At 67.8% G+C, this 18,812-nt stretch carries 18 protein-coding genes; 10 read left to right on the top strand and 8 right to left on the bottom strand.

What is annotated here, in order from left to right:
• Positions 1 to 52: 52 nt before the first annotated feature.
• Positions 53 to 703, bottom strand: a complete 651-nt coding sequence (locus tag ABD260_RS11110) for a DsbA family oxidoreductase (protein WP_344233335.1) — start codon at positions 701 to 703, stop codon at positions 53 to 55.
• A 63-nt stretch (positions 704 to 766) separates the two neighbouring features.
• Between ABD260_RS11110 and ABD260_RS11105 the strand changes: the two genes are divergently transcribed.
• Positions 767 to 1,177, top strand: a complete 411-nt coding sequence (locus ABD260_RS11105) for a winged helix-turn-helix transcriptional regulator (protein WP_344233334.1) — start codon at positions 767 to 769, stop codon at positions 1,175 to 1,177.
• Positions 1,178 to 1,414: 237 nt separating this feature from the next.
• Here ABD260_RS11105 and ABD260_RS11100 read toward each other — a convergent pair whose 3' ends face one another.
• Together ABD260_RS11100 and ABD260_RS11095 are read right to left on the bottom strand one after the other, a co-directional pair.
• Positions 1,415 to 2,035, bottom strand: a complete 621-nt coding sequence (locus tag ABD260_RS11100) for an HAD family hydrolase (protein ID WP_344233333.1) — start codon at positions 2,033 to 2,035, stop codon at positions 1,415 to 1,417.
• 79 nt (positions 2,036 to 2,114) lie between these two features.
• Complete coding sequence (locus ABD260_RS11095) at positions 2,115 to 4,199, bottom strand: DNA gyrase/topoisomerase IV subunit B (protein WP_344233332.1); 2,085 nt, start codon at positions 4,197 to 4,199, stop codon at positions 2,115 to 2,117.
• 391 nt (positions 4,200 to 4,590) lie between these two features.
• On the opposite strand from ABD260_RS11095, the gene ABD260_RS11090 reads away from it, so the two are divergent.
• Complete coding sequence (locus ABD260_RS11090) at positions 4,591 to 4,821, top strand: DUF7455 domain-containing protein (RefSeq protein ID WP_344233331.1); 231 nt, start codon at positions 4,591 to 4,593, stop codon at positions 4,819 to 4,821.
• A 166-nt stretch (positions 4,822 to 4,987) separates the two neighbouring features.
• Here ABD260_RS11090 and ABD260_RS11085 read toward each other — a convergent pair whose 3' ends face one another.
• Complete coding sequence (locus ABD260_RS11085) at positions 4,988 to 6,472, bottom strand: aminotransferase-like domain-containing protein (RefSeq protein WP_344233330.1); 1,485 nt, start codon at positions 6,470 to 6,472, stop codon at positions 4,988 to 4,990.
• A gap of 89 nt (positions 6,473 to 6,561) precedes the next feature.
• On the opposite strand from ABD260_RS11085, the gene ABD260_RS11080 reads away from it, so the two are divergent.
• A complete protein-coding gene (locus tag ABD260_RS11080) occupies positions 6,562 to 7,191 on the top strand; it encodes a LysE family translocator (protein WP_344233329.1) in 630 nt (209 codons plus the stop codon).
• 25 nt (positions 7,192 to 7,216) lie between these two features.
• On the opposite strand, the gene ABD260_RS11075 is transcribed toward ABD260_RS11080, so the two are convergent.
• Positions 7,217 to 9,190 carry an amylo-alpha-1,6-glucosidase gene (locus ABD260_RS11075; RefSeq protein WP_344233328.1) on the bottom strand — a complete coding sequence of 658 codons (1,974 nt, stop codon included), beginning with the start codon at positions 9,188 to 9,190 and terminating at the stop codon, positions 7,217 to 7,219.
• A gap of 23 nt (positions 9,191 to 9,213) precedes the next feature.
• On the opposite strand from ABD260_RS11075, the gene ABD260_RS11070 reads away from it, so the two are divergent.
• The 4 genes from ABD260_RS11070 (at position 9,214) to ABD260_RS11055 (ending at position 12,609) form a co-directional block, all read left to right on the top strand.
• Positions 9,214 to 9,717, top strand: a complete 504-nt coding sequence (locus ABD260_RS11070) for a DUF456 domain-containing protein (protein ID WP_344233327.1) — start codon at positions 9,214 to 9,216, stop codon at positions 9,715 to 9,717.
• A gap of 62 nt (positions 9,718 to 9,779) precedes the next feature.
• Complete coding sequence (locus ABD260_RS11065) at positions 9,780 to 10,304, top strand: hypothetical protein (protein WP_344233326.1); 525 nt, start codon at positions 9,780 to 9,782, stop codon at positions 10,302 to 10,304.
• An 86-nt stretch (positions 10,305 to 10,390) separates the two neighbouring features.
• Positions 10,391 to 11,092 carry a response regulator transcription factor gene (locus tag ABD260_RS11060; RefSeq protein ID WP_344233325.1) on the top strand — a complete coding sequence of 234 codons (702 nt, stop codon included), beginning with the start codon at positions 10,391 to 10,393 and terminating at the stop codon, positions 11,090 to 11,092.
• Complete coding sequence (locus tag ABD260_RS11055) at positions 11,092 to 12,609, top strand: sensor histidine kinase (RefSeq protein ID WP_344233324.1); 1,518 nt, start codon at positions 11,092 to 11,094, stop codon at positions 12,607 to 12,609. Before ABD260_RS11060 ends, ABD260_RS11055 begins: the two co-directional genes overlap by 1 nt.
• Here ABD260_RS11055 and ppk2 read toward each other — a convergent pair.
• Positions 12,606 to 13,514 (bottom strand): polyphosphate kinase 2, encoded by a 909-nt coding sequence (gene ppk2, locus ABD260_RS11050; protein WP_344233322.1) that lies wholly within the window; start codon positions 13,512 to 13,514, stop codon positions 12,606 to 12,608. The two genes, ABD260_RS11055 and ppk2, sit on opposite strands and share 4 nt — an antisense overlap.
• A gap of 10 nt (positions 13,515 to 13,524) precedes the next feature.
• The gene (locus ABD260_RS11045) at positions 13,525 to 14,862 is read right to left on the bottom strand and encodes an MFS transporter (protein WP_344233321.1); all 1,338 of its coding nucleotides are present in this window, start codon (positions 14,860 to 14,862) and stop codon (positions 13,525 to 13,527) included.
• A 93-nt stretch (positions 14,863 to 14,955) separates the two neighbouring features.
• Here ABD260_RS11045 and ABD260_RS11040 point away from each other — a divergent pair, with 93 nt between their 5' ends.
• The gene (locus ABD260_RS11040) at positions 14,956 to 15,765 is read left to right on the top strand and encodes a hypothetical protein (RefSeq protein WP_344233320.1); all 810 of its coding nucleotides are present in this window, start codon (positions 14,956 to 14,958) and stop codon (positions 15,763 to 15,765) included.
• 29 nt (positions 15,766 to 15,794) lie between these two features.
• A complete protein-coding gene (locus ABD260_RS11035; protein WP_344233319.1) occupies positions 15,795 to 15,920 on the top strand; it encodes a hypothetical protein in 126 nt (41 codons plus the stop codon).
• A 10-nt stretch (positions 15,921 to 15,930) separates the two neighbouring features.
• Here ABD260_RS11035 and ABD260_RS11030 read toward each other — a convergent pair whose 3' ends face one another.
• Positions 15,931 to 17,172, bottom strand: a complete 1,242-nt coding sequence (locus ABD260_RS11030) for a coiled-coil domain-containing protein (protein WP_344233318.1) — start codon at positions 17,170 to 17,172, stop codon at positions 15,931 to 15,933.
• Between the two features lie 127 nt (positions 17,173 to 17,299).
• On the opposite strand from ABD260_RS11030, the gene ABD260_RS11025 reads away from it, so the two are divergent.
• A complete protein-coding gene (locus tag ABD260_RS11025) occupies positions 17,300 to 18,415 on the top strand; it encodes a tyrosine-type recombinase/integrase (RefSeq protein ID WP_344233317.1) in 1,116 nt (371 codons plus the stop codon).
• Positions 18,416 to 18,812: the final 397 nt, after the last annotated feature.

The following is an 18,812-nucleotide window of genomic DNA, read 5'->3' as shown; positions in this document are numbered from 1 at the left end:
GGTGGAGAACCCACAAGAGCGATGGATATCCACTCTTGTGCACGTGCTTGGGTCAGGGGGTTAGGCGGGTGAGGGTGGTGGCCAGGGCTTGGGGTGGTTGGTTGAGGTTGATGGGCTGCGGTGCCGTGGAGGCGTTTGCTAGCAGGGCGGGGACTGCGCGGATGCCGGTTTGGGTGGCTAGGTGCTGGTCGTGGTGGAGCTCGTTGGTCAGGGCGGGGCTGTTGAGGGTTCGCTCGACTTCGGTGGGGTTCAGGCCGGCGGCGGTGGCGAAGGCTGTCAGGGCGGATCGGTCCGCGATGGGGAGGCCCTCGGACCAGTACGCCTTGTACAGCTGGAGCGCGATTTCCGTGTCTCGGCCGGATTGTCTGGCCAGGTGTACGAGGCGATGGGCGTCTGTGGTGTTCCCTGGGCGGGCGAGGTCGGGGTTGAAAGGCAGTCCGTCCGCTGTCGCGATGGTCTTGATGTACTCCATCGCCGCGCGACCGGCGGCGCGGCTGCCGTTGAACTGGGCCAGGTAGTCGTACAGATCCCCCGATGGCCGCTCGGCGGCGGGGCGTGGGTCCAGCTGGAAGCTCCGGAACCGCAGCCGGTACAGCTCCGGCTTGTCGACAAGCTCGAGCGCGTCGGCGATCCGGCGGGTGCCGTAGTAGCAGTGGCCGCAGACGAAGTCCGACCATAGGTCAAGGGCGAGGTGGTTCGGCATGGGGTGACCGTAGGTTCCATGGCTAACTATTCGCTAGCGCATACCCGAGGGTAAGCTCCGGACATGAAGGAAGGCTCGCAGCTCACGGCAGACTCGGCCGACGACCCGTGTGACGTGTTCAACAGCGACTGCCCCGGCCGCGAGGTACTGAACCACCTGACCAGCCGCTGGGCCTCGCTCATCCTCGTTGCCCTGCGCAACGGCCCACTGCGCTTCCACGAGCTCCGCGGAATCGTGGGCGGGATCAGCGAGAAGATGCTCTCGCAGAACCTGCGTACGCTCGTCCGCGATGGCTTACTGTCCCGCGAGGTGCTCCCGTCCGTACCACCCAGCGTCCGCTACGACCTGACTCCCCTGGGCGCCGACGCCGTCGTCCCGCTGATCGCGATGGTCAAGTGGGTACGCACCAACACCCCCACAGTCCTGGCCGCCCAACAAAACCACGACCACACCACCATCACCCGCCGTACATGATCACTATCCTGATCACCCCCACCCAACCCCGATCAGAATCCTGACCACTTTGCCACCACCCTCCACTTTTTGGGGCCCGCCCCTGAGCTGAAGGGTTGGCCCCTGAAAATCCGAGGGGTCAACCCACCTTCTCGAGGGCTGGCCCCCGAGAAGACGGCGTGCTGGAATGTCGACTTTTCGATATTTAGGTGATCAGTTGAGTGACGATCGCCGGGCGGTGGGTGATCAGAATTGTGCTCAGTGGATCAGCGCGAAGGCCTCGACGACCGTACTGACGTGGTGGTCCGCGGGCGGGGCCGGGTGGTGGTTGCCCACTTGGACGGTTGTCAGGCCAGCCGCCTTACCGCCTGCGGTGTCGTACGCGGGGTGATCGCCGACCATCCAACCGCCGGCCAGACTGGCACCGGCTCCTTCGGCAGCGATGGCGAAGATTCGCGGATCCGGTTTGCGTACGCCGACGGCTTCCGAAATGCAGCAGTAGTCGACGGCGTCCGCGATGCCGGTGTGGGTGAGCTTGCCGGTTTGCTGTACTACCGCCCCGTTGGTGACCACCGCCAACCGCCAACCGGCTGCGCGCAACGAAGCCAGCCCGGCCAGCACCGCGTCGTCGACCCAGGTGAACGTCGGATGGTCGCGGTCGTACTCGTCCACCGAGATCCGCACACCGAACCGCTGCTCGAAACCCGCGAACAGCTCAGCGCGCGGGCGGTAGCCACCGTTGTCGTGGGCAACTAACCATTCGTACGCGTCCGCGCCGAAGCCGGCGCGGTCGGTCCACCATCGCGCCCAGCTCCGGAACGCACCATCCCGGTCGATCAGGGTGTTGTCCAGATCGAAACACACCAGCCGATTCGTCACGAACAAGCCCTTTCCACCAAGGCCCGGCCGCAGGACGAAGGCTCTTCCCCCGCTTGCAGGGGAAGAGTGGCCGGTGGCGTCAGACGTCGATGCGGGTTTCGTCCAGTTCGTACGCGCCCTGGACGATGAACTCCTTGCGTGGCGCGACCTCGTTGCCCATCAGGAGGTCGAAGACCTGCGCGGCCGCTTCGCTGTCGTCGACGGTGATGCGGCGCAACGTCCGGTGCCGTGGGTCCATCGTGGTTTCGGCCAGCTGATCGGCGTCCATCTCACCAAGCCCCTTGTACCGCTGCGGTGGCTCTTTCCAGCGGACGCCCTTCTTCATCAGCTCGGCCGTCTTCCGCTGGTACTCCGCGTCGCTGTACGTGTACAGGTACTTGTCCTGGCCCTTCTTCGGGTTCGTCAGCTCGAACCGGTGCAGCGGCGGCACGGCCGTGTACACCCGCCCGGCCTCCACCAGCGGCCGCATGTACCGGAAGAAGAGCGTGGCCAGCAGCGTACGGATGTGTGCGCCGTCCGAATCCGCATCGGCCATGAAAATGATCTTGCCGTACCGCGCCTGCTCGAGATCGAACGTCCGCCCCGACCCGGCCCCGACGACCTGGATGATCGACGCGCACTCGACGTTCTTCAGCATGTCGCCGACCGACGCCTTCTGCACGTTCAGGATCTTGCCCCGGATCGGCAGCAGCGCCTGGAACTCCGAACTCCGGGCCAGCTTCGCCGTACCCAGCGCCGAGTCACCCTCGACGATGAACAGCTCGGACCGATCCACGTCATTGCTGCGGCAGTCGGCCAGCTTCGCCGGCAGCGCCGACGACTCCAGCGCCGTCTTCCGGCGCTGCAACTCCCGGTGCTGACGGGCGGCCACCCGAGTCCGCGACGCCGCCACGACCTTTTCCAGTACGGCCCGCGCCTGCGCTTTGAACTCACGCTTCGTCGAGGTCAGGAACGCCTCGAGCTCGGACTGCACCACCTTCGCCACGATCCGCGACGCGGCCGGTGTGCCGAGCACCTCCTTGGTCTGCCCATCGAACTGCGGCTCGGCCAGCCGCACCGTGACGACCGCGGTCAGACCTTCGAGGACGTCGTCCTTGATGACTTCCTCGCCGCTCTTCAGCAGCCGGGTGCCGTCGAGCGCACTGGTGAAACTCTTCGACAGCGCGCGCTCGAAGCCGGCCACGTGCGTGCCGCCCTTCGGCGTCGCGACGATGTTCACGAAGGAGCGCAGCTCGGTCTCGTACCCGTCGCCCCACCGCACCGCGATGTCGACGTCCAGGTCGCGCTCGACGTCGGTCGGCGTCATGTGGCCGGCGTCGTCCAGCATCGGCACGGTCTCGGTGAAGTGACCGGTGCCGGCCAGCCGGACCACGTCGGTGACCTTCTGGTCGGTGGCCAGGAACTCGCAGAACTCGCTGATCCCGCCGTCGTGCTTGAAGTGCTCCTCGGTCGGCTCCTCGCCGCGCTCGTCCCGGATCACCAGCTCCAGGCCCGGCACCAGGAAGGAGGTCTGCCGCGCCCGGGTGACCAGCTCGTCGTAGTTGAAGCTGGCGTCCTTGGTGAAGATCTGCCGATCCGCCCAGTAGCGAATCCGCGTACCCGTCACGCCCTTCTTCGCCCGGCCGGCTTTGCGCAGGCCCTTCGCAGGCGTGAACGACGCGTTCGCCCCGTCGCCGTCGAACTCACCGGCGACACCGCGCCGGAACGAAGTGGTCCAGACCGTTCCGCCGCGATCCACCTCGACGTCGAGCCGCGCCGACAGCGCGTTCACCACCGAGGCGCCGACGCCGTGCAGACCACCGGAGGCGTTGTACGAACCGCCGCCGAACTTTCCGCCGGCGTGCAGCTTGGTGAAGACCACCTCGACGCCGCTGAGCTTGGTCTTCGGCTCGATGTCCACCGGGATGCCGCGCGCACGGTCCCGCACCTCGACCGAACCGTCCTGGTGCAGCACCACGTCGATCCGCTCGCCGTGCCCGGCCAGCGCCTCGTCCACGGCGTTGTCGATGATCTCCCACAGGCAATGCATCAGACCGCGGCTGTCGGTGGACCCGATGTACATGCCGGGCCGCTTCCGGACCGCCTCGAGTCCTTCGAGGACGAGCAGGTTGCGGGCGTTGTACGTCGGGTCGAGCTCGGTACTGCGAGGCGTCGGGGCGGCCACTTGGCTCCTTCACTGGTTCACGCACTGACCCGCACAGCCTATGCGGCGCCACCCCCAAAACCGTGCAGGCGGGTCCGGTGGCCACATGCGGCCGGGTACCGGAGATCCATGCCGGGACAGATATCGATCCGGACTCGATTATGAGTGGCCTCCGACACTCCGGAATCGAGCAGACGGTGACCGGAAGATGGCGCACAGTGAGAGATAGAGCACTCCACCACCGTGGCTCAGCAGAAATCCGCCTGGATCCGAAACGATTCCCTGTCAGCAAACGTCATAGCAGGACAGGTGGTTCGTCTCACATACGGACACGTTGTCCCCACCGGGAAGCGATCCGCATGTCAGGATGTTGCTATCTGGTGAGTACGGAACTAGATGAGATGAGGCCTCAATGACTACAGCACTCGCCCCGAGTTCGGCCCTGTCGGCCGCGGATCGTTGTGACCGCTGCGGTGCGCAGGCCTACGTCCGCGTCACTCTGACCAGTGGTGGGGAGCTGCTCTTCTGCGCCCACCACGGCCGGGAGCACTCGGAGAAGCTGCGCGACATCGCGATCACGATCCACGACGAGACCGGGCGGCTCGAAGCCACCCCGGCAGCCGCCGCGGAAGAAGAGCGGTAACAGCACAGGTTGTCCTAAACGCGCCAATGGCGGCGCCAAAGTCATACAGGCTTCGATGGCGGTTCACCTGGTTCGGGTGACCGCCATCCTTCTGTGTCAGGCAACGGTCACCCAGCTCAACGGTCACCCCAGCTCAACGGCCATCCAGCTCGACGGCCGGGCCGGCTCAGACGACAGGCACGTCCGGAGCCGGCCCGTGCCGCCGCAGCTCCTGCCAGGCCCGCGCCAGCCGGCCGACCGCGTCGTCAAGCACTTGCTCGGAGTAAGCAAACGGCACCCTTAAGTAGTCGTCATGGTTCCCCGACGGATCCATCGCCTGCCCCGCCACCACCTCGACGCCATGCCGCAACGCGACCTGTGCAAAGACCCGCGCATCGGTGTCCGGCAGTCTGATCCACAACGCCGACCCGCCGGTCGGTGCACTCCACTCCCACTCGGGTAGTCGCTCCGTCAGCAACTCCCCCATCAGCTTCTTCCGAGCCGTCGCCAGCCGCCCCCGCCGCGCCGTCAACTCGGTCAGCCGCGGCAACAGCCGAGCTGTCAGTGCCTGATCGATCACCGGACTCCCCAGGTCGGCCAGCGCCTTGTGCCGGGCGAGTCGCTCGGCGAGCGGACGCGACGCCCGAATCCACCCGATCCGCAACCCGCCCCACACTGCCTTCGACACCGACCCGATCGTCAGCACCTCCGCGTCATCCGGCGCGTACGCCGCGAGTGGTGGCGGGATCTCCGGACCGGCCGGATCCCACGCCGAGTACGCGTTGTCCTCGACCAGTACGACGCCGTGCCGCGCGGCGAGCTCGGCCACCTGGCGCCGGCGATTCGCCGACATGAGCAGTCCGGTCGGGTTATGGAACGTCGGCATCACGAAGGCCATTGCCGGCTGATGTTCGGCGAAAGCAGCGGCCAGCAGATCGGGGCGTACGCCGGCGTCGTCCAGCGGTACGCCGACCACCCGCCCGCCGGCCGCACCGAACAGGTCGAAACAACCAGGCCAACTGGGCCGCTCGATCACGACCGAGGCACCGTTGCGCAAGTACATCTGGGTCGCCAGCGCGATCGCCTGATGCGCGCCCGTGGTCACGACGATCTCGTCGGATGACGTCGGCAGGCCTGACTCGGTGAAATGCTCCGCGATCCGCTCACGCAGTACCGGGAGGCCGCGCGGGTGATACCCGACGTCGCCGAGCAGCGCGGGCAAGTCGGTCGACGCCAGCTCGGACAGCTCCGACGACAACTCGGGCAGCCCGGGATCGACGGCGTACGTGAGGGAGATGACCTCCCCCGGACCGACCGTGATGCGATGAAAGAGCGATTCCGCGTACCCGGTGGTCATCCGCTTGTCCGCTCGTGAACGCCCGCGACCGGCGGCGCGGGCGACCGTCGTACCGCTGCCGCGGCGGCTTTCGACCAGGCCGCGGGCGCGCAGCTCGTCGTACGCCGAGACGACTGTCGAGCGGCTGATCGCCAACGACTCGGCGAGCCGCCGCTCGGCCGGGAGCCGGGCGCCGACCGGCAGCTCGGCCGAACCGATCAGCGCGGCGATCTCGTCGGCCAGCCGCCGGTACAACCCGCCGCCCCGGCCGGTCAGCCGGTGCCCGATCAGGTCAGCCAGCGCGGCCGGATCGAAACCTTCCCCAGAACGGTCCACTTCTCCTCGGATTGGCTCGGGTGGACTGCTATTCGCCTGGCCAGACTAATGCCTGTCAGCAGTCCAGTTCACAAAGGAGACACCGGCAGATGGGGATCGGACAGGTGCTGGGATTCGCCGGCGCGACGGCGGTGGTGGCCGGGGTGCCCGGCCCGAACAACCTCTACATCTCGCTCCGCAGCCTGACCCAGGGACGGCGCGCAGGGGTCGTGTCCGCCTTGGCGATCGAGAGCGCCTCGCTGGTCTACGTCGTCGTCACCGCGCTCGGTCTCGCCACGCTGGTCAAGGCCGCACCGGCGCTGTTCACCACGATCACGGTCAGCGGCGCGCTCTATCTCGCGTACCTCGGGGTGAAGATGCTGCGAGCACCCGTCAGCGAGCAGCCCGGCGGTCTCGTCGCAGCGCCGCTCAGCCGGGTCTTCCGGGACGGCGTCGTGGTGAACCTGCTGAACCCGAAGGCGATGCTGTTCTTCCTCGCGTTTCTCCCGCAGTTCACCACCCGCGGCGCCGGACCCGATCAGCTCCGCACCGAACTGCTGCTGCTCGGCGCCGGCGCGGCAACGATCGGGCTCGTCTTCGACCTCTGCTACGCCGTCGGTGCGGACGCGATCGGCCGCCGGCTCGGCTCCGCCCGGAAGACAAGCCGGCGGCGCAACCTGGTCGTCGCCGCGATCTACCTCGGGTTGTCCGTCTTCGCCCTCGTCAGCGCGCTGCAATGAGCGCGCTGTGATGAGCTCGCTGTGATCAGCCCGCTTTGGTCACGGTCGCCTTGCCGTCGGCGAATCGCACCGACAGGACCTCGGTCCCCACGCGCAGACCGGTCAGTTCGAGTGTCCGCCACGGCGTGGACTCCCCCGGCGTGACCGTCAACGTCCCACCCGGCACGTCCGGTTCGAGGCCGAGCGACGCGATCAGCACGGCGACAGCGGATGCCGCGGCCCACGCCTGCGGTCGGCACGACAGCGGGTAGGGCGTTGGCGTACGCTCCGCGCTCACGCCCCGCCCGCCGTACAGCTCAGGCAACCGGTACTCGAATGCTTCCGCCGCCCGAACCAGACCCTCGGCGTACGAAGCAGCAACCTCGAACTGGCCCGCCGCGTACAACCCCTGCACCGTCATCGCCGTGTCGTGCGGCCAGACGCTGCCGGTGTGGTAGCCGAGCGGGTTGAACCGGGTCATTGCCGTCGACAACGTTCGGAGCCCGAAGCCGCTGTTGAGATCCGCGCCCGCAAGCACTTCTGCGACCGTCTGCTCCTCGTCCGCGTCCAACAGACCGGTGCCGAGCAGATGACCCATGTTCGAAGCACGCCCGGCGACCGGGTTCTTCGCACCGTCGAGCGCGATCGCCGGATAGCCATCCACCCAGAAGGTCTCGCGGAACCGTCCCTGAAGAGCGGCAGCCCATTCACGCCACTCGTCGCCAGACTCCCCGTACGCCTCGAGCAGTTCGGCGCCCTTGATCGCGGCCGCGTACGCGTACCCCTGCACTTCGCAGAGCGCGATCGGCGCCGTCGCCAGCGTGCCGTCCGGCCACTGCACCGCGTCGTTCGAGTCCTTCCAGCCTTGATTCGCCAGGCCGTGACCGGACTCGTCGATGTACTCCAGGAATCCGTCGCCGTCCGGGTCGGCGTACTCCTTCATCCAGTTCAACGCACGCTTCAGATTGGGCAGCAAGTCGCTGACCTGGTCGGACGGCATCCCCCAGCGCCACGCCTTGTGCAGTGTGATGATCCAGAGCTGCGTGGCGTCGTGCGTGCCGTAGTACACCGGCGGAAGGACCAGGCCGCCGCCGTGATCGGCGACTTCGGCACGCAGTTCGTGCGGGATCTTGCCCGGCTGCTCGGCCGACCCAGCATCGACCTTCGTACCCTGCCGGGCGGCCAGCGCGCGCAGCGTACCGGCGGCGAGATCCGGGTCGACCGGGATCAGCATGCCGGCCGAGATCAGCGAGTCGCGACCGAAGAGCGTCAAGTACCAGGGCGGGCCGGCGCCCAAGTAGCGGTCGTCCTCGGTCGCGAGTTGCAGGGCGCGTACGTCGTCGAGTGACCGTTCCAGCCAGCGCTCGACGCGCTTGTCGTCACAGCTGACGGTGATGTCGTACACCGGGCGATCGGTCGGCGGCTCGATCGAGAAGCCGGTGGTGGACTTCGGGAAGTCGGCGGTGACGTGGAGCGTGAGTGTGTACTCCGTACCCGGCTCGAGTTGCGGCGTCGCGACGAAACCGGGATCGGCCGTCACGACGACGCGGGTGTCGTCGCTCTCCCAGCGGATCCGGCTCGGGCCGTCCGGGAGCGGGGCGAGCTGGGGCAGGCTGGTCGCGGCGCCGCTGCGGACCGCCGCCGTACCGGCCAGATCGGTGCCGAGGGCAACCTCCAGCCGGCATTCAATTGTGGTACGGGACCGGTTGACCAGCGTGATCTGCTCGGTCATGCCATCGGATTCGACCGTCCGGGTCCGGTAGAGCATCACGGTCGGGTCGTGCCGGGTGTCGCCGAGTCCCTCGACCTGCGCGACGTACTCATGGGTGGCCGCGTCCCGTTCGTCGGCATGCACCGGGACCGGTTCGCGCCCGTCGACGGTGACGGCGAGGCGGGACAGGATCCGCCGGTCCCGCGCGTACACCCCCTCGGCGCCGGAGCCGGTGAGCTGCCCGGAGCGCGGCGAGAGGACCACCCAAGGGGCAGCGAGTGCGGTAACGAGTTCGTGCAAGCGAGACATGTCTTCACCCTAAAGGTCTGCCGATGCGGCAGAGTGGCGGTGTGCAGAGCGCGGTGACGGTACTGGCCGGGGTGGCGATCTTCGTAGGCATCATCGGGATCGTGCTGCCGATCCTGCCCGGGGCGATCCTCAGCCTGGCGGCGATCCTGGTCTGGGCGATCGTCCAGCGCACCACCACCGGCTGGGTCGTGTTCGGCATCGCGCTGGTGCTGATCGGGGCCAGTCAGGTGATCAAGTACGTCGTACCGGAGCGACGGCTCCGCGAGGCGGGCGTCCCGCGCCGATCGATGGTGGTCGGCGTACTGCTCGGCATCGTCGGGTTCTTCGTGATCCCGGTGGTCGGGATGTTCGTCGGATTCCCGGTCGGCGTGTACGTGTCCGAGCTGCAGCGACTGCGGACGCACTCCGCGGCGTGGACCTCCACCAAGCACGCACTGCGCGAAACCGGCGTCTCGATGCTGATCGAGCTAGCCGGTACCTGCTTGGCCGCCGCGGTCTGGCTGGTGGCGGTCCTGTTCTTCAGGTGATTGCCAGGCTCTTCTTAGCCGCATTGAAGCTTCGTTTCAGGACCGGCGGGCAGTGTGGTGCTATGAAACTCTCACAGAAGCAATGGCGCGTGGTCGGGACCATCGCGGCGGTGGCCGCGACGACCACCGCGGGTGGTGTCGCTTGGGCGGCCAGCAGCGCGGACCCGACACCCTCAGCGTCACCGTCCACGCCCTCGACCCCTGGGCAGCAGCAGAAGCCGAACGGTCCGGGTAAGGGCGGCTTCCGGGGCGAGTTCGGGCTCGGCGGTGCACTGCACGGTGAGTTCGTGGTGCAGAAGGAGGGCGGCGGCTACCAGACCATGGCGATGCAGCGCGGTCAGGTCACTGCCGTCAGCAAGGACTCCATCACGGTGAAGAGCAGTGACGGGTACAGCCGTACGTACACACTGACCGCCGACACGCTGGTCAACGCCGCCCGGGACGGCATCTCCGACGTGAAGACCGGTAACACCGTACGGGTGACTGCGGTCGTGACGAACGGTAACGCGACCGCCAGCTCGGTGAACGACGGGACAGTGCGCCAGGCGGCCGGCCAGAAGTGGGGATTCAAGCACGGACCGCGCTGACTGGCGCTGACCAGGGGTCCGGGACTCACAGCGGATTGCCAGGAAGCTTCCAGGATTCGCACGGAGTCCGGCTGCACACTGTGAGCATGAGTCCGCACCTGCTGGTCGTCGACGACGAGCCGAACATCGTCGAGCTGCTGTCCGCGAGCCTGCGCTTCGCCGGGTACGAGGTGACCACGGCAACGCACGGCGCCGAGGCGCTGCGCAAGGCGCGGGACGTGGAGCCGGACCTGGTCGTGCTGGACGTGATGATGCCCGGACTGGACGGCTTCGAGGTGGTACGCCGCCTGCGTGGTGAGGACCGGCATGTACCAGTGCTGTTCCTGACTGCCCGTGACGCGGTCGAGGACAAGGTGCTCGGCCTGCAGACCGGTGGGGACGACTACGTGACCAAGCCGTTCAGTCTGGACGAGTTGGTCGCCCGCGTACGCGCGCTGCTCCGCCGGTCCGGTCACCGCGAACAGATCGCGACCGAAGCCGCCGTACTGCGCTATGCGGACCTGGAGCTGAACGAGGACAGCTATGAGGTGTTCAAGGCAGGTCATGCGGTCCAGCTGTCCCTGACCGAGTTCAAGCTGTTGCGGTGCCTGCTAGAGAACGCGGAGCGGGTGATGTCCAAGGGGCAGATCCTCTCCGCGGTGTGGAACTACGACTTCGCCGGTGACGCGGGCGTGGTGGAGTCGTACATGTCGTACCTGCGCCGTAAGGTCGACACCGGCGACCAAAAGCTGCTCCACACCGTCCGCGGGGTCGGCTACGTGCTACGTACTCCGCGAGGGCCCAACTGATGCAACAGCCCCACCAGCGGTTCGCCGACCGGTATCCACTGCGCGTCACCATCGTCGTCGTACTCCTGGCGCTGGTGGCGATCGCGCTGGCCGGGTCCGGCGTACTGGCGACCACCATCATGCGTGGGTACCTGATCGACCGCGTGGATGAGCAGTTGCAACAGACAGCCGCACCGCTGTCGCACGTACCAGCGGACCGGCGGCCGCTGCCCCCTGGTGCCGGACCGGGGCGCCGGCAGCTGCCTAGTCAGTTCGTAGTGCAGTTCAGTGACTCCGGTGGGGCCAGCGACAACGGACCGGTCAACTCACGCCTCGCGGAGACAGAGCCGCTACCGAAGCTGCCGGCGCTCGACCTGAACCAGGTACGCCTACTGGATGGGCGTCCCTTCAACGTCGACGCCCAGTCCGGCGGGGCGACCTGGCGCGTACTGGCGATACCGACCGAGGACGGCACCGGTTCGGTGATGGTGGCGCAGAGCCTGAAGGACATGGACCACACCATCCAGCGGCTGATCGGCATCCAGGTCGCGGCCGGCGTCATTCTGCTGGTACTGCTGGCCGGCGTCGGCACGTATGTCGTACGCCGGAGTCTGCGCGGGCTGGAAGATGTCGAACACACCGCTGTGGCGATCGCCGGCGGTGACCTGAGCCGGCGCGTACCGCAGCGTGATCCGCGGACTGAGGTCGGCCGCTTGTCGCTCGCACTGAACCAGATGCTCGGACAGATCGAGAACGCGTTCGCGCAGCGTACGGCGTCGGAGTGGGCTGCCCGTAGTTCAGAGGATGTGGCACGGCGCTCCGAGGAGGCGGCGCGCCAGTCCGAAGAGGCGGCGCGACAGTCGGAGGACCGGATGCGGCGGTTCGTGGCGGACGCTTCACACGAGCTGCGTACGCCGCTGACGTCGATTCGCGGGTTCGCGGAGTTGGCGCGGCAGCGTGGTGACCTGACGGACAGCGACACGATGCGCCGGATCGAGGACGAGGCCAAGCGGATGGGCCTGCTGGTCGACGACCTGCTGCTGCTCGCGCGACTGGATCAGCAGCGCCCCTTGCGGATGGAGTCCGTCGACTTGCTGCCGATCGCTGCGGACGCACTGCACAACGCACAGGCCGTACAGCCTGATCGGCACCTGTCGCTGACGATCCTGCCCGACTCGCAGGCTCCTGTTGTCCAAGGAGACGAGGCCCGCCTGCGCCAGGTACTGGGCAACCTGGTCAGCAATGCACTCAACTACACGCCGGTGGATGCACCAGTCACGGTCTCCGTCGGTACGCGCGGCAACGAAGCTGTTCTTGAGGTAAGCGACACCGGCCCTGGTCTGTCCGACGAGCAGAAGGCGCGTGTCTTCGAACGCTTCTACCGGGCCGACACTGCCCGTACCCGCACCACCGGCGGCTCCGGACTGGGCTTGTCCATCGTTGCGGCTCTAGTGGCCGCGCATGGCGGACGGGTGACGACCAGCAACACCGAACCGCACGGCGCCACCTTTACCGTTTACCTTCCCCTACCCACCTAGAGCGTGGGGAACTGACGTGTAGCGGACTCGCCGTGTTCGAGGACCTCAGCGGCCGGACCGAGGATCTTCGGGTCCGGACTGCCGACCAGTTCGACGTCCTTGTCGGTGTAGTCGAACAGGGACAGCACGTGCCGCATCGCCTCCAGCCGGGCGCGCTTCTTGTCGTTGCTCTTCACAACAGTCCAGGGAGCGTGGGCCGTGTCGGTGTAGTGGAACATGGCTTCCTTGGCCTCGGTGTACGCGGACCAGTTGTCCAGGGAGGCCAGGTCAGTCGGTGAGAGCTTCCACTGCCGTACCGGATCGATCTGCCGGATCGTGAAGCGAGTCTGCTGCTCCGCATGCGACACCGAGAACCACAGCTTCACCAGCAGGATCCCCGACCGGACCAGCATCCGCTCGAACTCCGGAGCCTGCCGCATGAACTCCTCGTACTGCTCCTGGTTGCAGTAGCCCATCACATGCTCGACACAGGCGCGGTTGTACCAGGACCGGTCGAACAGCGTCATCTCACCGGCAGCCGGCAAGTGCGCTACGTACCGCTGGAAGTACCACTGGGTCTGCTCACGCTCGGTCGGCTTCTCCAGAGCGACGATGCTGGCGCCACGTGGGTTCAAGTGCTCCATGAACCGCTTGATCGTCCCGCCCTTACCGGCCGCGTCGCGTCCCTCGAAGACGAGTACTACCCGTTGCTTCGATCGCTTCACCCAGTACTGCAGTTTCAGCAGCTCGATTTGGAGCAGCCGCTTGTCCCGGTCGTAGATCTCCCGCGGCAGGCGCTCGGCGTACGGGTAGCCCTCGCGCCACGTGTCGACCGGCGTACCGTCGGCCCGGAGTAGTACCGGGTCGTCGTCCTCTTCGTCCAGCACCCGGAAGCCAAGCTCTTGGACCAGATCAGGCGTACTCATGCTCCAAGAGTCAGCCCCCTTGATGACGGACAGGTGAACTGTCCCGGACCGGCAGCGGTTCGGCTGTCCCGACCACGAACGCGTACGTCAGCGCACCGATCACCGCGACCACCCCGGCCAGCGCGAACGCGGGCAGGTACGAGCCGTGGTAGATGTCGAGCAGCAGCCCGAACACGTACGGGCTGATGATGCCCGCGATGTTCGAGGCGAAGTTCTGGATGCCGCCGATCGACGCCACGTGCCGCGAACTCGGCGCCACATCACCCGGCAGGGACCAGATCCCGGTCGCCGCGATCGCCAGGCTCGCGTAGGAGATGGCGAGGAAGAGCAGCGCGACGTACACGGACTTGGCGGGTGCCGCGAAGACGATCGCCGCTCCACCGAGCAGGCCCCCGACCATCACAGTCTTGCGTACGCGAGTCACGTCCGCGCCGGCCCGGATGCGCCGGTCGGCGACGATGCCCGCGATCCAGCCGCCGGCGATCGCGGTGATGCCGGGCAGGGTGCCGAGCGTCCCGAGCTGCGCGAGGTCGAGCCCGCGGGCGTCCTTCAGGTACGACGGGAACCAGGTCAGGAAGAAGTAGATGACGAAGTTGAGGCAGAAGAAGCCGAGCATCATGCCGCGGATCGTCCGGTACCGGAACAGGTCCCGCCAGCGCACCTGCGCGGCCGCCTCGGTGTCGTTCTCGTCCAGGCGCGCGCCGTTCGCCGCGATGTACTCCCGCTCCGCCGCGTTCGCGTGCCGGTGCTCGCCCGGGTCGCGGTAGTACCAGTACCAGACCGCGGCGAGCATGATCCCGAGTACGCCCAGGACGACGAACGAGAAGTGCCAGCTCACCAGCGCGATCAGGCCAGTCACCACCGGCAGCGAGAGGACTGTCCCGACCCGCGAGCCGGAGTCGATCACCGCGCTCGCGAACGCCCGCTCGTGCGCCGGGAACCAGCGGGACGCCGCCTTGGTCGCGCTCGGGTACGCCGGCGCCTCCCCCGCGCCGAGCGCGAACCGGAACGCGAACAGCGACCAGAACCCGCGCGCCAGCGGAGTCAGCGCGGTGACGATGCTCCACCACAAGGCGGCGAACGTGAACGCCTTGCGCGCTCCGACCTTGTCGGCGAACCAGCCGGCCGCGAGCATCGCGCCGTCGTACGCCCAGAAGAACGCGCCGAGAATCAGGCCCTTCTCGGCGTTGCTCAGCTCGAGGTGCAGATCGTCCTGGATGAACGGGAGCGCGACGCTCAGGTTCGCCCGGTCCAGGTAATTCAGGGAGAGACCGACGAACGCGAGCCCTAGGATCAGGTACCGCGTACGGCTGGCGCCCGGCGGTGCTTTCAGAGGAGTGGCGGTCACTCTGTGCCTCCGATCGATGGCGGATCGTGGCAGGGTAGTTCGGCGGATCGTATCGTGTATACCAACGTCTTAGTGAGTGGAATGAGGCCGGGGATGCTGGAGGACGGCGAGGAGATCCCGCTGCTCGGCGGCGACGTGACCGACGGTCTGGTACGCGTCGGTGGCACCGTACGGCGACCCCCTGGCGAGCGGGACGAGCTTGTCCGGGACGTGCTGCTGCACTTGGAGCACGTCGGTTTCGAGGGTGCTCCGCGGTTCCTGGGCGTCGATTCGGCGGGGCGGCAGGCGCTTACGTACATCGAGGGCGAAGTGGCGGGGCGGCCGCGGCCGGCGTGGATCGCGGACGAGGAGCGGATGGTGTCGGTCGCGCGGTTGCTGCGTGCGTACAACGATGCCGTCGAGCCCTTCGGGATCCCGGCGAACGCGCCGGCACCGATCGAGCCGCCCGGTCTGCCTGAGCTGGATGATCCCCCGGAGCTGGTCGGGCATCAGGACGTCACACCGGAGAACGTCGTGTTCCGGGCGGGGCGCGCGTACGCGCTGATCGACTTCGACCTGGCCCGCCCGGTAAGCCGGACCCGCGAGGTGGTGAACCTGATGCTGTGGTGGGCACCGTTGGGCCCCGACGAGGACCTAGACCCAGAGCTCCGCGGCCTGGACCGCCCCCACCGCTGCCGCCTACTGGCCGACGCCTACAACCTCCCGGAGCCCGACCGCCACCGCCTGATGAACCTGACCATCGCCCTCAACACCCGCGCCTGGCACACCATGAACCACCGCGCCAAAACCCTAGGCGGCGGCTGGGCCCGCATGTGGTCCGAAGGCGTAGGCGACAAGATCACCCACCGCCAAACCTGGCTGGAGTCCAACGCCAACGCAATAACCACAGCCCTACTCACCTAACCGGACTGGACAGCGAAATGGTTCTGCTCGTGAACAGAACCAGTGCGCTGGCTGCCAACCACCAGCGCCTTGCGAAGCTGGTCAGGAACCCGGCCGTGCAGGTGATCGATGCGCATGATCCCCGAGTGCTGGCCGCGGCCGTCGCGGCGGGGTAAGGCGGCTCACTCAATGTGGGCGGTCGGCTCCGTCGTGCTCCTGCGGACGCCCCGGCGCGGGATCGCCCTGTTCGGCTGTGCCACTGCCGGCCGGGTGGATCGGAGCGGGGACGGCCGGCGATGAGCCGGGCTGTGGCTGGTCGGTTTGAAGTTGGTGGGTTTTCAGTTGGTGGCGCAGGGCTTCGGCGACCTGTTCGGCTGCGTGCTGGGCGGCGGTGAGGGCGATGACACGGTCTTCGGCAGCCCTCTTCACGTCGGCCAGTTGTGCCTGGTGGTCGGTGCGTAGTTGTTCGCGGTCGGTCCGATGCTCGCTGCGTAGGGTGTCCAGCTCGGCCCGGTGCCGGTCGCGCTCCTGGCTCAGCTCGCTACGCAGCTGGTCGGCGACGGCCTGCGCGGTCTGTCGCTCGGTCTCGGCCGCTGCCTGGGCGGTCCGAGCAGCCTCGACCTCGCTCCGCGCCTGGCGAAGCTGTTCGTCGGCGGTCGCCTGAAGGCCACTGATCCGCTCCTCGGCCTCGGCGCGCACCCGCTCCAGCTCCACCGCCGCGGACTCACGGGCCGCGGCGAGCTCCTGCCGGAGCTGCTCGAGCTCACCCGCAGCACTCTCCCGGATGGCCTCGCCCTCCCGCCGAGCCTGCTCAGCCGCTTGCTCGGCAACCGCCACATCCACGCGAGCCTCGTCCAGCGCCGCCACCGCTTCCCGGGCCGCCTCGTCCGCCTCGTCGCGGGCATCCTCAGCCTCGGCCGCCTGCTGCTCGGCCTGCCGGCGGCGGTGCTCTTCCTGTCCGCGGCGCCGTTCGGCATCAGCCAGCTCTGCCCGCGACGCAGCCTGAAGCTGTTCGACCTCGGCCGCGACCGCCTCGGCATCGCCGTACGTCCGGACCGCTTCCGCAATCTGCGCCAGGTATCCCTCCAGCTCCTCGACCAGGCGCGGCAGGTTGCCCTTCATCAGCTGCTCGAGAGTCACACGGGCAGCCGTCACCGGACCGGTCACCGGCACCCCCGGCGGTCCGGAGGTCACTCCGGCACCGTCGCGGCGGACGGGCTGTCTCGCCAGCCGGTTCTTCGCGGCCCAGGCGTTCGCCTTGTTGTGCACGACCGCGTTCCCGTCGACGCCCGCTCCTTCCCTGCCGCAGTACTTCGGCGGGCGGCCCGGCGTCCCCGGATCAGTCTGCTTCGGGTTCGCACAGGTCACGCCAGGGAACTCGCACAGCCCTTGCCGGGACCGAGAGACCGGCTCTGCCTCCGTCGTCATAGTTGCCACTCTAGCCGATTTCGTCCATAAAGTTCCCCTTTGAGTTTCGTTTCCGTCAGTGTCTTTAGACTTAACAAAACCAAACCGAAATAGCGCATAATCCCTGTTATGCGCTAGGCTTCAGATTGTGGACAATCTGCCGGCGCCGTTGGTGTTCAGACCGGATGAGACGGCCGTAGAACTACCCCCGCCGGATCCGAGCACCGAAGCCGCTGTGCGACGGACGCTGGGAAACCGTCGGCCGCTGCGGGCGCCACAGAGTGCCCCGAGCGTCGACCGGCTCGATTTGCTGGCCGCCGCGCTGACACCGGAGCTGACCGCGTTGGTCGTGCTGTGGCTGGGAGGCACCCGGCGTGGCAGCCGTGACACCCGGATTGCGTACGCCGATGACCTGCTCCTCTGGGCCGACTGGGCCCGCCGGGAGCTGGGCCGCGAGCGATTCGGCCTGGACCTGCGCCGCGGCGACATCACGATGTGGCTGACCGGGCAGCAGGACGCGGGCGCGGCTGACTCCTCGATCTCCCGGCGATTGTCGACAATCTCCAGCCTGTACCGGTATGCGGCGAGCTGGGGTCTGCCGGTCGTCTCCCCCATTTCCGTGGACGACCACCGGCCGCGGATCGAGCGCGGGCGGCGGGCGACATCCGCTCGCGTACTGGTTGCCGACCAGGTGATGGCGATGCTCGCGGCCGCGAGTGATGTCCGCGATGCGCTCGTGGTCGGCTTGTTGTTCACCGACGCGCTCCGGGTCTCCGGGATCTGCGCGGCCAACGACGAGGACCGGCGTGATGAGGGCCGGCGGACCTGGCTGAAGGTCACCGTGAAGGGCGGGAAGACGAAGCTGGTCCCGCTGGAGACGACGGTCGCGGAGCTGCTCGACCAGTACCTCGCGACCCGGCCGGCCTGGAACGGACCGGGGCCGGCGCCGCTGATCGTCGACGCGGCCGGCAATCGGATCGACCGCCACGACGTCACCCGGATGCTGCGCCGACTGGCCCGGGCAGCAGGCATCCCGCGCCCCGAGAAGGTCACCCCGCACTCACTACGCGCCTCCGCCGTCACCGACCAGAAACGCCGCGGCCTGGCCGCCGAGGACATCCAGGAACTCACCATCCACGCCGACGTCCGCACGGTCATGATCTACGTAGACGACGACGGCCGCAACGAACGCGTAGCCGCCATCACCGACGACCTCGGCCGCGTTATGAAAGCCGTCCCCACCCACCTCCGCCACCCCACCTGACCCCCTCTCCCCAGCTCCACACCAGATCCGTTTCAGGGGTTGACCCCTGAGCTGCACTGAGTCGGCAGCCAGTTCGGCGGCGCGGTGGACTTCGTCAAGCAGGCGCTGAAGACCGGGGTTGCTGGTGACCCCAAACCGGTTTGGGGTGGTTCTGCACGTGGTGCGGGGAGCGTTGCACCCCTGATGCGGGCGGTTAGGTGCCCCAAACCGGTTTGGGAGGGAAACAGCTGCCCGCCGTGCGGAGCAGGCGCACCAGGGGCTGACGTGCTGGGGCCGACCGAGGTCCGGGACGCCGAGGGTCCGGGGCGCCGAGGGGCCGGGGTGCCGAGCGGGACTGCGGCACGGCGGCGTGCCTAGCGGGACTGCGGGGTGGGCGGGCCAGGGGTGCGCCTTGTGC

Origin of the sequence: Kribbella hippodromi, from assembly GCF_039531045.1 — a bacterium.
Lineage (GTDB): Bacteria > Actinomycetota > Actinomycetes > Propionibacteriales > Kribbellaceae > Kribbella > Kribbella hippodromi.
This window is presented reverse-complemented; position numbering and strand designations above follow the sequence as displayed.

Bases quoted from the DNA above. Each gene is read 5' to 3' on its own strand.
- ABD260_RS11105 (WP_344233334.1), top strand. From the start codon at position 767: ATGAAGGAAGGCTCGCAGCTCACGGCAGACTCGGCCGACGACCCGTGT.
- ABD260_RS11080 (WP_344233329.1), top strand. From the start codon at position 6,562: ATGGGGATCGGACAGGTGCTGGGATTCGCCGGCGCGACGGCGGTGGTG.
- ABD260_RS11090 (WP_344233331.1), top strand. From the start codon at position 4,591: ATGACTACAGCACTCGCCCCGAGTTCGGCCCTGTCGGCCGCGGATCGT.
- ABD260_RS11055 (WP_344233324.1), top strand. From the start codon at position 11,092: ATGCAACAGCCCCACCAGCGGTTCGCCGACCGGTATCCACTGCGCGTC.
- ABD260_RS11070 (WP_344233327.1), top strand. From the start codon at position 9,214: ATGCGGCAGAGTGGCGGTGTGCAGAGCGCGGTGACGGTACTGGCCGGG.
- ABD260_RS11040 (WP_344233320.1), top strand. From the start codon at position 14,956: ATGCTGGAGGACGGCGAGGAGATCCCGCTGCTCGGCGGCGACGTGACC.
- ABD260_RS11060 (WP_344233325.1), top strand. From the start codon at position 10,391: ATGAGTCCGCACCTGCTGGTCGTCGACGACGAGCCGAACATCGTCGAG.
- ABD260_RS11030 (WP_344233318.1), bottom strand. From the start codon at position 17,172: ATGACGACGGAGGCAGAGCCGGTCTCTCGGTCCCGGCAAGGGCTGTGC.
- ABD260_RS11075 (WP_344233328.1), bottom strand. From the start codon at position 9,190: ATGTCTCGCTTGCACGAACTCGTTACCGCACTCGCTGCCCCTTGGGTG.
- ABD260_RS11065 (WP_344233326.1), top strand. From the start codon at position 9,780: ATGAAACTCTCACAGAAGCAATGGCGCGTGGTCGGGACCATCGCGGCG.
- ppk2 (WP_344233322.1), bottom strand. From the start codon at position 13,514: ATGAGTACGCCTGATCTGGTCCAAGAGCTTGGCTTCCGGGTGCTGGAC.
- ABD260_RS11110 (WP_344233335.1), bottom strand. From the start codon at position 703: ATGCCGAACCACCTCGCCCTTGACCTATGGTCGGACTTCGTCTGCGGC.